The sequence below is a fragment of the Aeromonas sp. 2692-1 genome, assembly GCF_013085505.1.
GTDB classification, from domain to species: domain Bacteria; phylum Pseudomonadota; class Gammaproteobacteria; order Enterobacterales; family Aeromonadaceae; genus Aeromonas; species Aeromonas hydrophila.
Genome location: NZ_CP038513.1, coordinates 3,055,244 through 3,072,813, shown reverse-complemented (window position 1 = coordinate 3,072,813; position 17,570 = coordinate 3,055,244). Strand labels below are relative to the sequence as shown.

The 17,570-nt window shown below is 63.3% G+C and carries 15 protein-coding genes; 8 read left to right on the top strand and 7 right to left on the bottom strand.

Annotated features, from left to right (window positions below; translation table 11 throughout):
- Positions 1-55: 55 nt before the first annotated feature.
- The 4 genes from araC to E5E97_RS14600 form a co-directional block, all read right to left on the bottom strand.
- Positions 56-967, bottom strand: a complete 912-nt coding sequence (araC, locus tag E5E97_RS14615; RefSeq protein WP_045790020.1) for an arabinose operon transcriptional regulator AraC — start codon at positions 965-967, stop codon at positions 56-58.
- A gap of 145 nt (positions 968-1,112) precedes the next feature.
- Positions 1,113-2,114 carry an L-arabinose ABC transporter permease AraH gene (gene araH, locus E5E97_RS14610; protein ID WP_171280471.1) on the bottom strand — a complete coding sequence of 334 codons (1,002 nt, stop codon included), beginning with the start codon at positions 2,112-2,114 and terminating at the stop codon, positions 1,113-1,115.
- Between the two features lie 48 nt (positions 2,115-2,162).
- Complete coding sequence (gene araG / locus E5E97_RS14605) at positions 2,163-3,662, bottom strand: L-arabinose ABC transporter ATP-binding protein AraG (RefSeq protein ID WP_171280470.1); 1,500 nt, start codon at positions 3,660-3,662, stop codon at positions 2,163-2,165.
- A 70-nt stretch (positions 3,663-3,732) separates the two neighbouring features.
- Positions 3,733-4,716 carry an arabinose ABC transporter substrate-binding protein gene (locus E5E97_RS14600; RefSeq protein WP_029301096.1) on the bottom strand — a complete coding sequence of 328 codons (984 nt, stop codon included), beginning with the start codon at positions 4,714-4,716 and terminating at the stop codon, positions 3,733-3,735.
- 361 nt (positions 4,717-5,077) lie between these two features.
- On the opposite strand from E5E97_RS14600, the gene E5E97_RS14595 reads away from it, so the two are divergent.
- The 5 genes from E5E97_RS14595 (at position 5,078) to E5E97_RS14575 (ending at position 11,304) form a co-directional block, all read left to right on the top strand.
- A complete protein-coding gene (locus tag E5E97_RS14595; RefSeq protein WP_171280469.1) occupies positions 5,078-6,769 on the top strand; it encodes a ribulokinase in 1,692 nt (563 codons plus the stop codon).
- Positions 6,766-7,464 (top strand): L-ribulose-5-phosphate 4-epimerase, encoded by a 699-nt coding sequence (locus E5E97_RS14590; protein WP_118881372.1) that lies wholly within the window; start codon positions 6,766-6,768, stop codon positions 7,462-7,464. Before E5E97_RS14595 ends, E5E97_RS14590 begins: the two co-directional genes overlap by 4 nt.
- Before the next feature lie 13 nt (positions 7,465-7,477).
- Positions 7,478-8,977 carry an L-arabinose isomerase gene (araA, locus tag E5E97_RS14585; protein WP_118881373.1) on the top strand — a complete coding sequence of 500 codons (1,500 nt, stop codon included), beginning with the start codon at positions 7,478-7,480 and terminating at the stop codon, positions 8,975-8,977.
- Between the two features lie 238 nt (positions 8,978-9,215).
- On the top strand, positions 9,216-10,643 hold the full coding sequence (gene sbcB, locus E5E97_RS14580) for an exodeoxyribonuclease I (RefSeq protein ID WP_171280468.1): 1,428 nt from the start codon (positions 9,216-9,218) through the stop codon (positions 10,641-10,643).
- Between the two features lie 154 nt (positions 10,644-10,797).
- Positions 10,798-11,304 carry a hypothetical protein gene (locus E5E97_RS14575; protein WP_039214596.1) on the top strand — a complete coding sequence of 169 codons (507 nt, stop codon included), beginning with the start codon at positions 10,798-10,800 and terminating at the stop codon, positions 11,302-11,304.
- 72 nt (positions 11,305-11,376) lie between these two features.
- Here E5E97_RS14575 and E5E97_RS14570 read toward each other — a convergent pair whose 3' ends face one another.
- Positions 11,377-13,086 (bottom strand): glycoside hydrolase family 36 protein, encoded by a 1,710-nt coding sequence (locus E5E97_RS14570; protein WP_118881387.1) that lies wholly within the window; start codon positions 13,084-13,086, stop codon positions 11,377-11,379.
- A gap of 159 nt (positions 13,087-13,245) precedes the next feature.
- On the opposite strand from E5E97_RS14570, the gene E5E97_RS14565 reads away from it, so the two are divergent.
- The 3 genes from E5E97_RS14565 (at position 13,246) to cdd (ending at position 15,354) form a co-directional block, all read left to right on the top strand.
- Positions 13,246-13,602: a CidA/LrgA family protein gene (locus E5E97_RS14565; protein ID WP_011705771.1), complete on the top strand. Its 357-nt coding sequence runs from the start codon at positions 13,246-13,248 to the stop codon at positions 13,600-13,602.
- Positions 13,599-14,285, top strand: a complete 687-nt coding sequence (locus tag E5E97_RS14560) for an LrgB family protein (RefSeq protein ID WP_118881388.1) — start codon at positions 13,599-13,601, stop codon at positions 14,283-14,285. The genes E5E97_RS14565 and E5E97_RS14560 overlap by 4 nt, the downstream gene beginning before the upstream one ends.
- 187 nt (positions 14,286-14,472) lie before the next feature.
- Positions 14,473-15,354, top strand: a complete 882-nt coding sequence (gene cdd / locus E5E97_RS14555; RefSeq protein WP_017409644.1) for a cytidine deaminase — start codon at positions 14,473-14,475, stop codon at positions 15,352-15,354.
- A gap of 84 nt (positions 15,355-15,438) precedes the next feature.
- On the opposite strand, the gene E5E97_RS14550 is transcribed toward cdd, so the two are convergent.
- Complete coding sequence (locus E5E97_RS14550) at positions 15,439-17,103, bottom strand: AMP-binding protein (RefSeq protein ID WP_016350478.1); 1,665 nt, start codon at positions 17,101-17,103, stop codon at positions 15,439-15,441.
- 97 nt (positions 17,104-17,200) lie between these two features.
- Positions 17,201-17,479: a YfcL family protein gene (locus E5E97_RS14545; RefSeq protein ID WP_011705767.1), complete on the bottom strand. Its 279-nt coding sequence runs from the start codon at positions 17,477-17,479 to the stop codon at positions 17,201-17,203.
- Positions 17,480-17,570: the final 91 nt, after the last annotated feature.

Below are 17,570 nucleotides of genomic sequence, written 5' to 3'. Positions count from 1 at the left end.
ATCATGGGGTGACCACTGATGGAACAGGATGGGCCGCGGCCTCAGGCAAGAGGGGTCACAGCGGGGTGGCGCATTTGCGGTATTCGGTGGGGCTGACCCCCACCCGCTTTCGAAACACCCGCGAGAAGTAGAGCTGATCGTCATAGCCCACCTGCTGGCCTATGGTGGCCACCGACAGCGGCGTGGTCTGCAGCAGCAACTTGGCCCGCATGATGCGCTGATCCTCGCGCCAGCGCACTATGCTCACCCCCACCTGCTCGCGAAACAGGTGGGCGAGGCGCGAGGGGGACAAGAACACCTGCTCCGCCAGTGCCTCCACCGAGATTTCGGCGCAGAGCGACTCGCTCAAGATCTGGCACGCCTGGTGAACCCGGTGGTCGATGGCGGGATAGGCATCCAGGGAGGAGGCTTCGTAGCAGCGAATCAGCAGCCGCTCCAGCAGGTTCATCGCCAGCTGCTCCGACATGGGCCGCAGCTGCTGGTGGGTCTCCTCGATGTCGAGGAACAGAGCATCGAACTCGGCGAGCAAGGCGGCGTCCGCCAGTTGCAATCTCCCCACCCGCTCCGTCACCTGCGGCCACTTGAGCCAGTCGGCCCAGTAGGCCCGCGGCCGGAAATAGACCCAGCGGTGGTACCACGCTTGCGCATCCGGCGCCCGGCCGTAATGGTGCACCGCCGCCGGCGGAAACAACAGCAGATCGCCTGGCTCCACGGTGAAGGCCTGCTCCCCCTGAAAGATCTGCCCCTTGCCCCTGATGGTCAGATTGACGATGAAGCCCTTCATCCCCTGAGGCCGGTCGATGATGAAGTCGAGCGCACTCCCCTGCTCGATGGGGGTCATGCCCGAGACCAGGAAGACGTCGAAGGCATAGCCCGGCAGCAGGGGGTTGAGTTGTTTCGGCTTCTCTTTTTGCATCGAAGACATGGCGGAAAACAGCGCTTGGGTAAAAAAATCGGCTTGGGCCATTGTAAAGACTCACCTTGGGAACGCGCTATCCGGCGCGCGGCGCCGTGTGAAATTGGTGAACTGGCTCACAACGGGATGTGTCGTGAGCCATGGTGTCACCCTGGGCAGACCCGCTGAACGCGGGCCTGCACCGGTTGGACAGGGATCAGACGCGCGCCTTGCGTACCTGCTTGTAGCGGTCGAACAGCACGGCGGCGAGCAGGATGAGGCCACGCACCACGTACTGGGCAAACGGGGAGATGTTGAGCAGGTTCATGGCGTTCTCCATCAGTCCCAGGATCAGCACCCCGGCGATGATGTAGGAGATCTTGCCGATCCCCCCCTTCATGGAGACCCCTCCCAGCACGCAGGCGGAGATAACCACCAGCTCGAAGCCGATGGAGGTCATCGGCTGGCCCGAGGTCATGCGCGAGGCGAGAATGATACCGGCGATGGAGGCAATCAGCCCGGTCATGGTGAAGATGATGATCTTGGTGCGCACCACGTTGACCCCGGCCAGGCGCGCCGCCTCCTCGTTGCCCCCCATGGCCAGGGTGTTGCGGCCGAAGGTGGTCTTGTTGAGCAGCAGGCCGAACAGCACGAAGCAGACGGCAGTCAGCCAGACCGGGGTCGGAATACCGAGCAGGGCGGAGTTGCCAAGCTCGAAGAAACGCTCCTCGACGATGCCCACCGCCTTGCCGTCGGAGATGATGTAACCCACCCCGCGCGCCATCTGCATGGTGGCGAGGGTGGTGATGAGGGCGTTGATCTTGAACTTGGCCACGACGATGCCGTTGATGAGGCCAAACAGCACCCCCACCGACATGCCGGCCAGGATGCCGACCGTGATGCTCTCGGTGGCGTTGATGCCCACCGCGCAGGCGACGCCGGAGCAGGCCACCACTGAGCCCACCGACATGTCGAACTCGCCGGAGGCGAGGCAGAACAGCATGCCGCAGGCCACCATGCCCGACATGGAGACGGCGAGCCCGAGCCCGCGCATGTTGATCAGGCTGGCGAAGTTGGGTACCAGCACGCAGGCCAGCAGGAACAGGATGGCGAAGATCACCAGCATGCCATATTGATCCCAGACGCGGGCCAGTTGCAGACGGGAGCCGCTGGCCGTCGCGACGCTGGCGGCCTGGCCGACTGAGGTAGTAGTTGTCATGGTATTTCTCCTGAAAATTCCGGGTGCTATCTCGTTGCGGTCAGCAGCTCAACGGGCCGGCATGGCCAGATTGAGCGCCTTGACCTCGTTGGCCTCGTCGTGGGAAAGCTCGCCGGCGATCTCCCCCTCCCGCATGACCATGATCCGGTCCGCGATGCCCAGCACTTCCGGCAGCTCGCTGGATACCACCACCACGGCGATACCCACCTTGGCCAGATCGTAAATCACGTTGTAAATCTCGTTCTTTGCCCCGACGTCGATGCCGCGGGTCGGCTCGTCGAGCAAGATGACCTTCATGTCCTCGGAGAGCCAGCGCCCCAGAATGGCCTTCTGCTGGTTGCCGCCGGAGAGGTTCATGATGGCCTGCTGGGGAGACGGGGTCTTGACCCGCATGTCGCGGATCCGCAGCCTCGCGTTCTCGTCTTCCCACTGCTGGTTGATCCAGAAGCCCCCCCACGCATGGTGACGGCGGGCACTGATGTTGATGTTCTCCTGCACCGAGTGGATGGGGATGATGCCGAGCGCCTTGCGATCCTCGGTACAGAGCATGATGCCGCTGCGAATGGCGTCGATGGGGCTGCCGATGACCACCGGCTTGCCGAACACCGCGATCTCGCCGCTGTGCATCTTGTCGGCGCCGAAGATGAGCTTCATCAGCTCGCTGCGCCCGGCCCCCACCAGTCCGAAGATGCCGAGGATCTCCCCCCGTTTGACCTCGAACGACACCGGCGCCTTGAGCCCAGGCCCCATCAGGTTATCTACCTTGAGGCCCGCCTCGCCGAGCGCCCTTGGGCTGTAGCCATAGATGTCGGTCAGCTCGCGCCCCACCATGGTCTTGACCAGCAGATCCCGGTCCACCTCGGCCATGGAGGCGAAGGTGCGCACAAACTGGCCGTCCTTGAAGACCGTGATGGCGTCGCACAGGGCGAAGATCTCGTCCATCCGGTGGGAGACGTAGAGAATGACCTTGCCCTCGTCGCGCAGCTGACGAATGACCCGAAACAGCTGCTCAATCTCACGCGACGACAGGCTGCTGGTCGGCTCGTCGAAGGCGATGACGCTGGCATCCCGGGTCAGCGCCTTGGCTATCTCCACCATCTGCCACTGCCCGAGCGACAGGTACTTGAGCGGCGTCTCGGGGGAGACGTCCATGCCGAGGCGCGCCAGCTGCCTGGCCGCATCCTGGTAGAGCTTCTCCCGATCGATGACCCTGCGCCGGGTCGGCAGCTGACCGAGGTAGATGTTCTCTGCCACCGTCATCTCGGGCACCAGGTGCAACTCCTGATAAATGATGGCGATCCCGCTCTCCAGCGCATCGACCGTGCTCTGAAAGACCCGCTCCTGGCCGGCCAGCTTCACCACCCCGGTGGTGGGCGATTGAAAACCGCTCAGGATCTTGAGCAGGGTGGACTTGCCCGCGCCGTTTTCCCCCATCAGCGCGTGCACCGTGCCCTGCTGGCAGCAGAAGGAGACGTTCTTCAGCGCCTTGACGCCGGGAAACTCCTTGCTGATGCCGCAAAACTCCAGATAAGGAACTGACTGATTCATGTTTCACTCCAGCCGACCGGCATGGCGCACAGTGCCATGCCGGTCTCGGTGTCAGGGTTTAAGGCGTCAATCACAGACCTTTCTTCTGCAGCTCGACCTTGAAGTTGTCGCGGGTGATGAGTACCACGTCGGTCACCTCGGTGAACTTGGCCGGTTCGGCGCCGTTGACCACCCAGTCATGGAGCATCTGGATGCTCTTGTAACCGTGCACGTCCGGGCTTGGCAGCAGGGAGCCGAGGAAGCCGGTGGCGCTGGACTTGGAGAGCTCGTTCACCGCATCCACCCCGTTGATGCCGATGCCGATGACGTTCTCGGCCTTGAAGCCCTGCCCTTCGGTGGCGCGCACGCCGCCGAGCACAGTGTTGTCATTCATGCCGACGATGAGCCAGTTCTTCACCTCGGGGTGCTGCACCAGCATGGAGTTGGCGGCATCCAGCGCCCCCGGAATGTCGTTGGCCTTGGTGGGTGAGCGGTAGATCTGGGCCTCGGGGAAACCGGCGGCCTTGAGCGCGCTCAAGGAGCCCTCGACCCGGCGGCGGGCGGTGTCGAGCTCGTCGGCGGTGATGGCGAGCACCCCGGTCGCCTTCACGTCCCACTGACGTTTTTGCATCTCCTTGTAGAGCTCCTGGCCCTGGCGTTCACCAATCTTGGTGGCGGCCATCATCACCAGCGGCACCTGCTCCATGGGCTGGCCCTTGGCGTTGACGAACTGGTCGTCCACCGTGATGACCTTCAGATCCATGCTGTTGGCCTTGGCCATGATGGCAGCCCCGAGCTTGGGGTCAGGGGTGCAGATGACGAAGCCCTTGGCGCCGTTGGCCGCCAGGCTGTCGATGGCATTGAGGGTCTTCTCGCCATCGGGGACGGCGATCTTGATTACCTCGAAACCGAGATCCTTGCCCGCCTTGTCGGCGAAGTTCCATTCGGTCTGGAACCAGGGCTCCTCCGGCTGCTTGACCAGATAGCCCAGCTTCAGCGCCTCGGCCGAGAAAGCAGAATTTGCCATACCAAGGGCAAACCCCATTGCGATCATGCTGTTAACGATTTTGTTCATGCGAGTGTCTCCAGGTGTTCTATCAATCCATGTATCCACGCCGTGCTGCTCCTTGAGGCAATCAAGTCGCAGCCATATAAAAACATGCTTAAACAGGACGTTATTGTTGTTGCTAGTTGAGCAAACCAAGTTGTAATCGTTTTCACATGGAAAAATGGAGAGCAGGATCACGCCATGAAATTGCAGCCGTTTTGTCTATGTTTTCAGCAAAATAATCACATAGCCGATCTTCGATGGCCGTCACCCTCTTGCCGGCATAGCGTTTAAATCCATATTTCCAGCAGCCAATGGCTAACCGCCCGTCCGGTCCATCTCCTATGGTTCCTCACCAGTCACCCCTCATTGATGGTCAGGAGCACTTATGTCTGAGCACCCCAGGTCCGAGCAGATCACCATCGGACTCGATTTCGGCAGCGATTCGGTCAGGGCACTCGCCGTGCGCTGCCACGACGGCGCCGAGCTGGCAACCCAGGTCGTCTATTACCCGCGCTGGCAGGCCGGTCGTTACTGTCAGCCGGTCACCAACCAGTTCCGCCACCACCCCCTCGACTATCTGGAATCCATGGAGCAGGCGGTGGTGGCGGTGGTGAGCCAGCTCACCCCGCGTCAGCGCGCCGCCGTGCGCGGCATCGGGGTGGACAGCACCGGCTCCACACCGGCCCCCATCGACGAGGAGGGCCGTGTACTGGCCCTGCGTCCGGAATTTGCCGACAACCCCAACGCCATGTTCGTGCTGTGGAAGGATCACACCGCCATCGAGGAGGCCGAGGCTATCACCGCCCTGTGCCACGGCGGCCAGTTCCCCGACTACAGCCGCTACATCGGCGGGGTCTACTCCTCCGAGTGGTTCTGGGCCAAGATCCTGCACGTCTCCCGCAATGACGCGGCGGTGCGCGCCGCCGCCTGCAACTGGATCGAGCTGTGCGACTGGGTCCCCGCCATCCTGAGCGGCACCCAGGCCCCGGCCGACATCCGGCGCGGGCGCTGCTCCGCCGGCCACAAGTCCCTCTGGCACCCGAGCTGGGGCGGCCTGCCCCCCGCCGAGTTTCTCAACGCACTGGATCCGCTGTTGACCGAGGATCTCGACTACCCCCTCTTTACCGACAGCTGGACCGCCGATCTGCCGGTCGGCACCCTGACCCCCGAGTGGGCGGAGCGGCTGCATCTCTCCTGCGAAGTGGTGATCGCCGGCGGTGCCTTTGACTGCCACATGGGGGCGGTGGGTGCCGGGGCCGGCAACAATGCGCTGGTCAAGGTGATAGGCACCTCCACCTGCGACATCCTGATCGCCGACGAAGCCACCATCGGCGATCGGGCCATTGCCGGGATCTGCGGCCAGGTGGACGGCAGCGTGGTGCCGGGCATGGTGGGGTTGGAAGCGGGACAATCGGCGTTCGGTGACATCTATGCCTGGTATCAGCGCCAGCTCGGCTGGCCGCTGGAGAGCCTCGCCGCCCAGTATCCGGAGCTGCGCACCGCCATCGAGGCCCACAAGCAGGAGCTGCTGCCAAGCCTCGCCGCCGCCTGGGAGCAGAAGCGCGATCTCGCCCACCTGCCGGTGGTGCTCGACTGGTTCAACGGTCGCCGCACCCCCTACGCCAACCAGCGCCTGCAGGGCACCGTCACCGGGCTCAACCTCGGCACCGATGCACCCGACTTGTTCGGTGCTCTGGTGGCCTCCACCGCTTTCGGGGCCCGCAGCATCATGGAGTGCATGACCAGTCAGCAGGTGCCGGTGGAGCAGGTGATCGCCCTTGGCGGCATCGCCCGCAAGTCGGCCACCGTGATGCAGACCTGCGCCGACGTGATGAACAGGCCCATCCAGGTAGTGGCCTCGGATCAGTGCTGCGCCCTGGGGGCGGCCATCTTTGCTGCCGTGGCGGCCGGGAGCCACGCCGATGTGGCCAAGGCCCAGCGCCACATGGCGAGCGCCGTGGAGCGCACCCACCAGCCTGACCCTGAGCGGGTCGTCGAATACGAGCGCCTCTACCAGCGCTACCTCGCCTGGGGCGCCGCCGCCGAGCCGCTCTACAACCGGGGGGTACCGGCATGAACCTCAAGATGCTCAAGGAGCAGGTGCTCGTCGCCAACCTGGATCTGCCGCGCCACGAGCTGGTGACCTTCACCTGGGGCAACGTCAGCGGCATCGACCGAGAGCGCAATCTGGTGGTGATAAAGCCGAGCGGCGTCAGTTATGAGCGGATGCTGCTCGAAGACATGGTGGTGCTGGATCTGGCGGGCAAGCAGGTGGAAGGCACCTTGCGCCCCTCCTCCGATACCGCCACCCACCTGGTGCTTTATCGCGCCTATCCGGAGCTTGGCGGCGTGGTGCACACCCACTCCACCCACGCCACCGCCTGGGCCCAGGCGGGGCGCGCCATCCCCATTTTCGGCACCACCCAGGCCGACTACTTCCACGGCCAGATCCCCTGCTCGCGCCTGCTCACCCCGGGTGAAGTGGAGGAGGATTACGAGGGGCTGACCGGTCATCTCATCGTCGAGACCCTCAAGCAGACCCCCATCCTCACCATGCCGGGGGTGCTGGTGGCCAACCACGGCCCCTTCAGCTGGGGCAAGAGCGCCGAGGACGCGGTGCACAACGCCGTGGTGCTGGAAGAGGTGGCGCGCATGGCCTGGCTCACCGGCCAGATCAACCCCGCGGCCCGCCCCCTGCCCGATTACCTGCTGGAGAAGCACTACCAGCGCAAACATGGCAAACACGCCTATTACGGCCAGACAAAAGCATAAAGAGGACACCAAGATGGAATTGATGAAACAGCTGGAAGTGTGGTTCCTGGTCGGCAGCCAGCACCTGTATGGCGCCGCCACCCTGAAGCAGGTGGCCGATCACGCCCACACCATCACCAGCCAGCTCAACGAGCGCGCCGGCCTGCCGGTCAAGATCGTGCTCAAGCCCACCGGCACCACCCTCGACGAGATAAGCGCGGTGGCCCGCGATGCCAACCACGATGAGCGCTGCATCGGGCTCATGGTGTGGATGCACACCTTCTCCCCCGCCAAGATGTGGATCCCGGCGCTGAGTCAGTTGCAAAAACCCCTGCTGCAATTTCACACCCAGTTCAACCGGGATCTGCCGTGGAGCGAGATCGACATGGAGTTCATGAACCTCAACCAGACCGCTCACGGCGGCCGCGAGTTCGGTTTCATGGGGGCCCGGCTGCGGCTGCCGCGCACCGTGGTGGTCGGTCACTGGCAGGATGAAGAGGCCCACCGCAAGCTGGGCAACTGGATGCGGGTCGCCGCCGCCATTCACGACAGCCGCCACCTCAAGATCGCCCGCTTTGGCGACAACATGCGCAACGTGGCGGTCACCGAGGGCGACAAGATTGAGGCCCAGATCCAGTTCGGCTATCAGGTGAACTACCACCCGGTCGGCGATCTGGTCAAAGTCATCGACGCCGTGCCCGCAAGCGACATCGAGGCGCTGCTGGCCGAATACGAAGAAACCTACACCCTGACCGAGGCGGTGCAGGCGGGCGGGGTGCTTCGCGCCTCCCTTTATGAAGCGGCGCGCCAGGAGCTGGGGATGAAGAAATTCCTCACCGACGGCGGCTTTGGTGCCTTCACCACCACCTTTGAAGACCTTCACGGCCTGCACCAACTGCCGGGGCTCGCCTGTCAGCGCCTGATGCAGCAAGGTTTTGGTTTTGGGGCAGAAGGGGACTGGAAGACGGCCGCCCTGCTGCGCACCCTCAAGGTGATGGGGGCCGGTCTTGCGGGCGGCACCTCCTTCATGGAGGACTACACCTACCACCTGGAGGCGGGCAACAACCTGGTGCTGGGAGCCCATATGCTGGAGGTGTGCCCCTCCATCGCCGCCAATAAACCCGTGCTGGATGCCCAGCATCTGGGCATAGGCAAGAAGGCCGACCCGGCCCGCCTGCTGTTTGCGGCCCCCGCCGGCAAGGCGGTCAATGCCAGTCTGATCGATCTGGGCAACCGCTTCCGGCTGGTGGTCAATCAGCTGGAAGTGGTGGACTTGCCAGAGGCCATGCCGAAACTGCCGGTGGCCAGCGCCCTGTGGCAGCCCATGCCGGACCTGCAGACCAGCGCTGAGGCCTGGATCCTGGCCGGAGCCGCCCACCACTCGGTGTTCACCCAGTCGGTGGATATCGAGCAGCTGCGTACCTTCGCCGACCTCATGGGCATCGAGTTTGTGGTCATCGACGAGCACACCCGCATCCCCGAGCTCAAGCAGACCCTGCAGTGGAACGAGGTCTACTACAAGCTCTGCCACTGAGCACGCCACCAGAAAGCCTGTCCAGCAGACAACCCCGCACGCGAGGTTGTCTCTTTTCAGCTATTCTCCAAACCTATTTTCACCTGCCACTGGCGCCTGCCTGCCCAATAAAGCGGCAGCCGGCTGGTCTGCCCTTCGTTCTGCCTGCGCTATGGTTTACCATGCAGGCAACCGAGGTGCATGGCACCCCCACCCTGGCGCCAGGCGCCACCGTCATCGGATATCCCTCTCGAGCAACATGAGCAAAACAGCACACGCCGGCAGCGAGCCGACCTTCTACTTCCACGACTACGAGACCTTCGGCATCAGCCCGGCCAAGGACAGACCGGCGCAGTTTGCCGGTATTCGTACCGATGCGGATTTCAACCTCATCGGCGAGCCGCTGGTCATCTATTGCAAGCCGCCCGCTGACTATCTGCCGGAGCCGGAGGCGTGCCTGATCACCGGCATCACGCCGCAAAAGGCGATGAAGGATGGGTTGTGCGAGGCGGATTTCATTCGTCAGATCCACGAGCAGTTCGCCACCCCGGGCACCTGCGTGCTGGGCTACAACAGCATCCGCTTCGATGACGAGGTGACCCGCTACACCCTCTATCGCAACTTCTATGACCCCTATGCCTACGCCTGGCAGAATGGCAACTCCCGCTGGGACATTCTCGACATGCTGCGGGCCTGCTACGCCCTGCGCCCGGAGGGGATCGAGTGGGCGTTTGACGAAGAGGGCAAGCCAAGCTTCAAGCTGGAGAAGCTCACCGTCGCCAATGGCGTGGCCCACGCCAATGCCCACGATGCGCTCTCGGACGTGCTGGCCACCATCGAAATGGCCAAGCTGGTGAAAAAGGCCCAGCCCAAGCTGTTCGGCTACCTGTTTGACCTTCGCAACAAGAACAAGGTGAAGGCCCTCATCGACGTGGTGACCATGAAGCCGCTGGTACACGTCTCCGGCATGTTCTCCCCCTGGCAGGGGTGCGCAAGCTGGGTGTCGCCGCTCGCCTGGCACCCCAGCAACCAGAACGCGGTGATCATGGTGGATCTGACCCGCGACCCAACCCCGCTCATCGAGCTCACCAGCGAGGAGATCAGAGAGCGCCTCTACACCAAGAAAGAGGAGCTGGGGGATCTGGCCGGCATTCCGGTGAAGCTGGTGCATATCAACAAGTGTCCGGTGCTGGCGCCGGCCGCCACCCTGACGGCGGAGCGCGCCGACCAGCTTGGCATCGACCGGGAGCAGTGCCGCAAGAGCCTGGATCTGCTGCGCGCCCACCCCGAAGTGCGGGAAAAACTGGTGGAAGTGTTCAATCAGGAGTTTGCCGGCAACAATGACGGTGATCCGGATACCCAGCTCTACGCCGGCTTCTTCGGTCACGGCGACAAGTCCACCATGGATCTGGTGCGTGCCACCCCGGCAGATCTGCTGGGCGAGCGGGAGTTTGCCTTCACCGACTCACGACTGCCGGAGATGCTGTTCCGCTACCGTGCCCGCAACTGGCCGCACACCTTGAGCGAAACGGAGCAAAAGCGCTGGCGACTGCACTGCAGCGACTACTTCAGCCGCCGTCTGCCGGACTATGTACCGCGCCTCGAGGCGCTGGCCGAGCAGAATCAGGGTAACGAACGGAACTTTTCCATCCTCAAGAACCTCTATCACTACCTCGAAAATCTGTGAGATGTGACCCGCCTCACGGTTAAATGACTGTACGCTCCCCCGCCCCGCGACATAATGGGAAGGGGAGCAAAGACTCCTGATGTTTCAATTATTTGTGCGCTAACATTGCACTAACGGCCGGTTGGCCTATCGACCCTTGGGGATGCCGCATCCGATGCGTTCAGGATTATCCGGTTTTGGTTTGCTCATCTGCGCCCTGCTGCCATCGGCCAGCATGGCGGGCGTGCGTTTTGATGTCCCCGACTATCTGTTGCAGTTGCCGCAGCAGACTTACCAGCTGATTGAAAGCAACTTCAGCCGCCTCTATCAGCAGACCGACTTTACCCCCCAGATCACCAACAGCTATTTCAATCGCTCCGATCTCTACAACTTCGTCGGCGTGCCGCTGGCCATCACCCCCCAGGCCGGTTTCCAGCTGGAAGTGTTCGGCCAGCTCTACAACCGCGCCTCCCAGAGCTATGTGCACATGAGCCAGGACATGTCGCTCTATCGGATGATCCGGGCCGACATGATGGGCAACACCAACGACGAGGTCGCCCTCGGCATGGGACTCGGCATTCCGCTCACTGCGCAGCTCACCTTCAAGGCCCTGCTCTCCAGCAACGAGATCCCGGGCTATGGCGCCGCCAATTACGCCATCGGCTTCGAGTGGCGTTACTGACTCCGGTATAGCTGCGCCTTTCGCAATAGATTCAGGCTCCCGTGGGAGCCTGAATCATGATTGCCAGCCTGCTCAGCGGTAGCGGATCACCCGCCCCTCGCCCCCCTGCAGGGTAAGCGCGGTACCGACGGCCCCCTCATCCCAGAAATCTTCGCCCCCTGCCGGCAACAGGAACTCCTGAGGTTGCGCCTCCCAGTTGAAGAGGCAGAGCAGGGTGCCGCCCTCGGGCAGACTCACCTCGCCGCAGGCAAAGTCCATCGACTCGAAACGGGCGCCAGGAGCGCGCGCCGCGCAAAGCTCGAGCAGCTTGCGCAGTTGCGCCGCCTGCACCTCGTCGAGATCCTGCAGCCTGTCCCCGGCCAGCATCATGCCGCCACTTGCCACCAGCGCCGTCAGATGGAAACGGTACTCGGCAGGGCTCGCCTGCTGGCTTGGCAGATCCCGCAAACAGATGCAGTCAGGATCCAGCGCCCACAGCCGGTCGTTCTGCCAGGCGCGGCAGAAGGCCTCGCGAGCGATCTGGCGATAACGATGGCCACTGCGCTCCACGTCATCACTCACCCGCATGCCGTGCACCAGGCCGAGGCTTGGCCAGATGGGGGCGTTGCAGCCGAGCAGGAAGGCCCCCTCGCCCGCTCCGCGCAGGATGGCGGCCATGCCGCGTCGGTAGGCCTCGACCCGGGTGGCGGCCGGGTCGTGGAAGCGGCCGCCGTGGATGGCCCCCCAGAAGTTGGCGTCGAGCTTGAAGTAGTGGATGCCCCACTGCTCGCGCAGGGTACGAAACACCCGTTCGAGGTGAGCCTGCACCTCGGGGTGGGTGCCATCCAGCACATACCAGGGGGTGCCGCGCCAGCCGCCGTAGGTCACCCGCTCGGAGGGCAGCGGCAGCCCGTCATCCCCCTTCACAAACCAGTCGGGGTGATCCTGAAACACCTGGGAGCCGGGCTCGGCAATAAAGGGAGCCACCCAGAGTGCGGGCTCGCAGCCGGCGCCTTTGATCTCGGCGGCCAGGGACGCCACCCCCTGCTCGAACTTGACCGACGGGGTGAGCCAGTCGCCCATCTTGGCCTGATAGCCGTCGTCAATCTGCACGTAGCGCAGGGCCGGGAAGCGCTCGGCACGCACCTGCAGGTTCTCGCGAATGTCGGCGGCGCTCACGTCCGCGTAGTAGTGATACCAGGAGCACCAGCCGCTGGGACGCTCGCCGACCTGGCCGATCAGCGAGCCATGCTCGGCCTCGATCCGCTGCGCCAATTCGGCCAGCAGTGCCTCCCGATCTTTTCCTTCGAGGCAGAGCAGCGCCTCGCTCTGCCAGAACTGGCCGGCAGGGAGTGTCCGCCCCTCACCGTTCATCAGGATCTGCAGCCGGCCATCGGGGTAGAGCCGAAACTCCCCGCCAAAGCGCTGACAACTGGCAAAGGCGAGCAGCAGCCAGCCCTTGTCATGTTCCACCAGCAGCAGGTTGTGTACCGTGTGATAACCCTGATCATCGGTGATCCGATAGACACCGGCATCGGGGCAACGGCCGACCGGTTGCGGCGCTTGCCAGCTGCCCATGGTCTGGGCCAGCATCTGGAAGCCTTCGCCGTAGATGGCGCACGCGGGTGAGAGGCCGAGCTTGCCGTCAAACAACGTCCAGTGCCCGACCCGGGCCTCGCTGCTGCCGGTGTTGTCGAGCCGCACCCGGCACAGGGGCCCCTCCCACTGGCGGGTTTGCAGCAACGAAGGGGGCAGATGGTGGTCGTCCGCCAGCTGGCGCAGGCGGGACAAGAGAGATGTCATGGCGACTCCTTGTGGTTCGAAAAGGGTTCTATCTGAAAATCTTCAATTAAATCAGCCTCAAACGAACTGATTTCAGCTGTTATTGTTTTAATGCCGCGACCCGGCCTCTCTGGTAGACTGGCGTATTCCTTAGTTCACCGTTACCAAGATGGGGCTCCTGTGATCGCGCAACGTGCCTTGCTGTACCTTCGTGACTTTCTGGTCATCGTCGCCTGCCTGCTGGCGGGCAAAACCCTGGCAGCCATCCTGCCGTTCGCCTTCCCCGGCAGCATCATCGGCATGCTGCTGCTGTTCGTGCTGCTCTCCCTGCAACTGGTGAAACTGCACTGGGTTGAGCAGGGCGCCGGCCTGCTGCTGCGCCACATGGGGGTCTTGTTCGTGCCGGTGGCAGTCGGGCTGGTGGCCTGGCTGGAGCCGCTGCGCCAATCCTTCGGCCTCATCATGCTCTGCATCGTGCTCGGGATCGTGCTGATCCTCGGCACCGTCGGCCGCCTCTACCAGAGGATGAACAAATGATCTTCTGGCTGGCCATTCCCTTGACACTGGCGCTCTACTTCGCCACCCGGGCCCTCTATCGCAAGCTGCCCTGGCCCATCATCAACCCGGTGCTGGTGCCCACCGCCGTCATCATCGGCCTGCTGCTCTGGTTCGATCTGCCGCTGGAGCAGTACGAGAGCGGCACCCGCCCCATCACGGCGCTGCTGGAGCCGGCGGTGGTGGCGCTGGCGCTGCCCCTTTATCAACAGGCCCGTCAGATCCAGGCCAGGCTCAGGCCCATCCTAATCTGTACCCTGAGCTCGGTCTTGATCTCGGTCTGCACTACCTTGCTGATCGGTCATTTTATGGGCGCCGATCCGGCACTGCTGGCCTCGCTCGCCACCAAATCCATCACCACGCCGCTCGCCATGAGCGTCAGCCAATCCCTGGGCGGCATTCCCGCCATCGCCGCCGCCGTGGTGGTGGTGGTCGGGATCGTCGGCGCCCTGATCGGCTTCCCCCTGCTCAAACTGATGCGGGTCACCGACCCCGAAGCCCAGGGGCTGGCCATGGGGGCCTGCGCCCACGCCATCGGCACCGCCACCTCCGCCGAGCAGGGCATCACCCAGGGGGCCTTTGCCTCCCTGGCCATGGTGGTGTGCGGCATCCTCACCGCCGCCGTGGCCCCCCTGCTGTTTGCCATTTACCACTGGTTGAGCTGAAGAGCACCCTTTTCCGCGATGGCGGGCCTGCGGGCCCGCCGATGTGCGACCTGCCGCACAATTTGCACAAGACAAACGTTTCCATTACCATCCCCCTCCGTTTGCCCATCAGGGCGTGAGCACGCTCACACATTTAGCCGAGCTTGCTCCCTACAATGGCCCCCCAATTGGCCTTTGAGGACACACTATGCATCCCCGTTTTGCCAAGCCACTCGATACCCTGTCCGCCCCGCTCAAGGCGGCGCTGCTGCCCATGCTGGGCGATGATTTCCAGGCTCGCTTCACCCCGGATCAGGTCGCCACGCTGAAGGCCGCCACCGGTCTTGACGATCGCGCCCTGCGCCTGGCCCTGCTGCCGCTGGCCGCCGCCTGCTCGGTGGCCCCCATCTCCAAGTTCTTCGTCGGTGCCATCGCCTGCGGCCTGAGCGGCAACTGGTATTTCGGCGCCAACATGGAGTTTGCAGGTCAGGGTCTGTTCCACTCGGTCCATGCCGAGCAGTCCGCCATCTCCAACGCCTGGCTGGGTGGCGAGACCGGCATCTCTGAAATCACCGTCAACTACACCCCTTGCGGTCACTGCCGCCAGTTCATGAACGAGCTGAGCACCGCCAAGATCCTCAAGGTTTCCCTGCCGGATGACTTGAGTGCCCTGCAATCCTTTCTGCCCCACTCGTTCGGCCCGGCGGATCTGGACATCACGGACGCGCTGATGAGCCCGCAGGCCCACGACGAGCTCACGCTTGCGAGCGATGATCCGCTGTGGCAGGCCGCACTGGCCGCAGCCCGCCAGAGCTACGCCCCCTACAGCCAGGGCTATGCCGCGGTGGCGCTGCAGTTCGCCGACGGTCGCATCTTCTGCGGTCGCTACGCCGAAAACGCCGCCTTCAACCCCAGCCTGCCACCGATGCAGATGGCCTGTGCCCACGCGGTGCTGGGCGGCGAAGATCTCGCCACCATCCGCCGCGCCGTGCTGCTGGAGAGCAAGGATGGCCAGATCAGCCAGCAGGACTCCGCCCGCGCCACCCTCAAGGCGCTCGGCTCGGTCGAGCTGGAGTATCAGGCGGTCTGACCTGCCGTTGCCTGAAACAACAAGGGGAGCCAGTGGCTCCCCTTGTTGTTTCGTGGTGATCAGCAGCAAGCCTGCCGGGCCCTGTCAGGACTCCCAGATGATGCTCTGGGAAGAGGACCAGGCGTCGCCGAGATCCGCATACTTCTGCTCCAGCAGGTGACGACGGATCTTCATGGTCGGGGTGAGCACCCCGTTCTCGATGTTCCAGGGGCTCTTCACCACCAGGATGCCGCGAATTTTGGCGTGGGACTCCAGCTGCTCGTTGACCCGATTGCGGGCCGCCTCCAGCTGGGCGTTGACCTGATTGCGATCCCCCTTCATGGCGCTCTCCGCCAGCTGCACCAGGGCCACCGGCTGCGGCATGCCGTAGCCAATCACGCACAGCTGCTCGATGATGGGCTCCTGGCCGAGCAGCCCCTCGATGGGCACCGGCGCCACATACTTGCCCTTGGCGGTCTTGAACACGTCCTTCATGCGGCCGGTGATGGTGAGATAGCCCTCCCGATCCAGCTTGCCCATGTCGCCGGTGTGCAGCCAGCCTTCTTCGTCGATGGCTTCACGGCTGTGCTCGGGATCCTTGTAGTAACCCAGCATCATCCCCTCGCAGCGACAGAGGATCTCCCCTTCGTCGGAGATCTTGATGGTGACCCCCGGCCCCGCCTTGCCGACCGTGCCTATCTTGTCGGCCCTAAACGGGTAGTTGAGGGTGGAGAAGGCGTGGTTCTCGGTCATGCCCCAGGCCTCGGTGATCTCGATGCCGATGCTGTGATACCACTCGAGCAGGGCCGGTGCCACCGGCGCCGAGCCACAGCCCAGCACCCGCGCCTGATCCAGCCCCAGCCCCTTTTGCAGCTTGCGCTTGATGAGGCCCGACACGAACGGGATCTTGAGCAGCAGCTCGAGTTTTTTCTGGGGCAGCTTCTCGTGGATCTTGATGCGGAACATGGCCCACAGTCGTGGCACCGAGATGAACACGGTGGGACGGCAGCGTTTGACGTCCTCGATGAAGGTGTCGAGGGATTCGGGGAAAGCGATCTCGGCGCGGCCATAGAGACTGCCGCCATAGACATAGACCCGCTCGGTGATGTGGGCCAACGGCAGGTAGGAGAAGCCGCGATCCTGCTCGCACAGCCCGACCGCCTCCACCAGCTTCTCGCACGACCAGGCGTAGCGCTCGACGCTCAGCATGGCCCCTTTCGGCTTGCCGGTACTGCCGGAGGTGTAGACCAGGCTCAGCAGGGAGTCCGGTGCCTGCACAGGGCTGTCCGGGATGGGTTCGTGCTGCTCCAGCAGATCGTCCCACTGGTGGGCCGCCGGCATGGTGTCATAGGGAAAGGCAATGCGCAGCAATTCGGCGGGAACCCCCGCCTCCTGGCTCTTCCAGTCATCGAGCTTGCCGACGAAAATCGCCTTGGCCTCGCTGTGACGCAGCACGTATTCAATGGTGTCGACGTTGGCGGTGGGATAGATGGGCACGCTCACGTACTGCCCCATCTGCATGGCGAGATCGGCGATGAACCACTGGGCACAGTTCTTGGAGAGCAGCGCCACCTTGTCGCCGGCCACCAGCCCCAGCTGACGCAGTGCGGTCACCATGCGGCGGGCCTCGTCAGCGACCTCACCCCAGGTGAAGTCCAGGTATTCGCGGTTGATGGTTTGACGCAGATAGACTCGGTCAGGACACTGCCGCTCCCATTGGTAGAGCATTTCGAGCGGCAGTTTATTGGCAATACGCGAGGAGGAAGCCATAGTTTAATCCCTGAAACAAAAGGCGAAACTTATTATTAACCTTTCACTAACCTCAGGGAAGAATAAACTCAAACTTCTGTTTGAACTGTGTAACCGATCAAGCTTCTGCTTGTTGTTGCAAACGAATCCACATTGCCTGCACCAGCTTCTCGTCCTGCTCGGAGAGCTCACCCTGCAGAATGGCCTCGTTCAGGCTGCGCAGCACATAACTCTTTACATCCCGTACCAGAGTCTTGCCTTCCAGCTCGGCCCGCGCCACCGCCAGCGAGATGTGGCCGCGCAGATAACCCCCGGCAAACAGCTCATCGTCGGTCGCCGTGGCCACCATGCCGTCTATCAGTCCCAACAACTTGTGCTCAAAATCATGAATCGTCATTTAACGCAGCCTCATTTTCCGGGGTTGCCGGCAAAATAATTCGGGGGAGTGGAACCGCGATCCGGTTGATCACGGCTCTCTGGCGCCAGGC

Coding starts and splice junctions, on each gene's coding strand:
- araC (WP_045790020.1), bottom strand. CDS start 967: ATGGCCCAAGCCGATTTTTTTACCCAAGCGCTGTTTTCCGCCATGTCT.
- araH (WP_171280471.1), bottom strand. CDS start 2,114: ATGACAACTACTACCTCAGTCGGCCAGGCCGCCAGCGTCGCGACGGCC.
- araG (WP_171280470.1), bottom strand. CDS start 3,662: ATGAATCAGTCAGTTCCTTATCTGGAGTTTTGCGGCATCAGCAAGGAG.
- E5E97_RS14600 (WP_029301096.1), bottom strand. CDS start 4,716: ATGAACAAAATCGTTAACAGCATGATCGCAATGGGGTTTGCCCTTGGT.
- E5E97_RS14595 (WP_171280469.1), top strand. CDS start 5,078: ATGTCTGAGCACCCCAGGTCCGAGCAGATCACCATCGGACTCGATTTC.
- E5E97_RS14590 (WP_118881372.1), top strand. CDS start 6,766: ATGAACCTCAAGATGCTCAAGGAGCAGGTGCTCGTCGCCAACCTGGAT.
- araA (WP_118881373.1), top strand. CDS start 7,478: ATGGAATTGATGAAACAGCTGGAAGTGTGGTTCCTGGTCGGCAGCCAG.
- sbcB (WP_171280468.1), top strand. CDS start 9,216: ATGAGCAAAACAGCACACGCCGGCAGCGAGCCGACCTTCTACTTCCAC.
- E5E97_RS14575 (WP_039214596.1), top strand. CDS start 10,798: ATGCGTTCAGGATTATCCGGTTTTGGTTTGCTCATCTGCGCCCTGCTG.
- E5E97_RS14570 (WP_118881387.1), bottom strand. CDS start 13,086: ATGACATCTCTCTTGTCCCGCCTGCGCCAGCTGGCGGACGACCACCAT.
- E5E97_RS14560 (WP_118881388.1), top strand. CDS start 13,599: ATGATCTTCTGGCTGGCCATTCCCTTGACACTGGCGCTCTACTTCGCC.
- cdd (WP_017409644.1), top strand. CDS start 14,473: ATGCATCCCCGTTTTGCCAAGCCACTCGATACCCTGTCCGCCCCGCTC.
- E5E97_RS14550 (WP_016350478.1), bottom strand. CDS start 17,103: ATGGCTTCCTCCTCGCGTATTGCCAATAAACTGCCGCTCGAAATGCTC.
- E5E97_RS14545 (WP_011705767.1), bottom strand. CDS start 17,479: ATGACGATTCATGATTTTGAGCACAAGTTGTTGGGACTGATAGACGGC.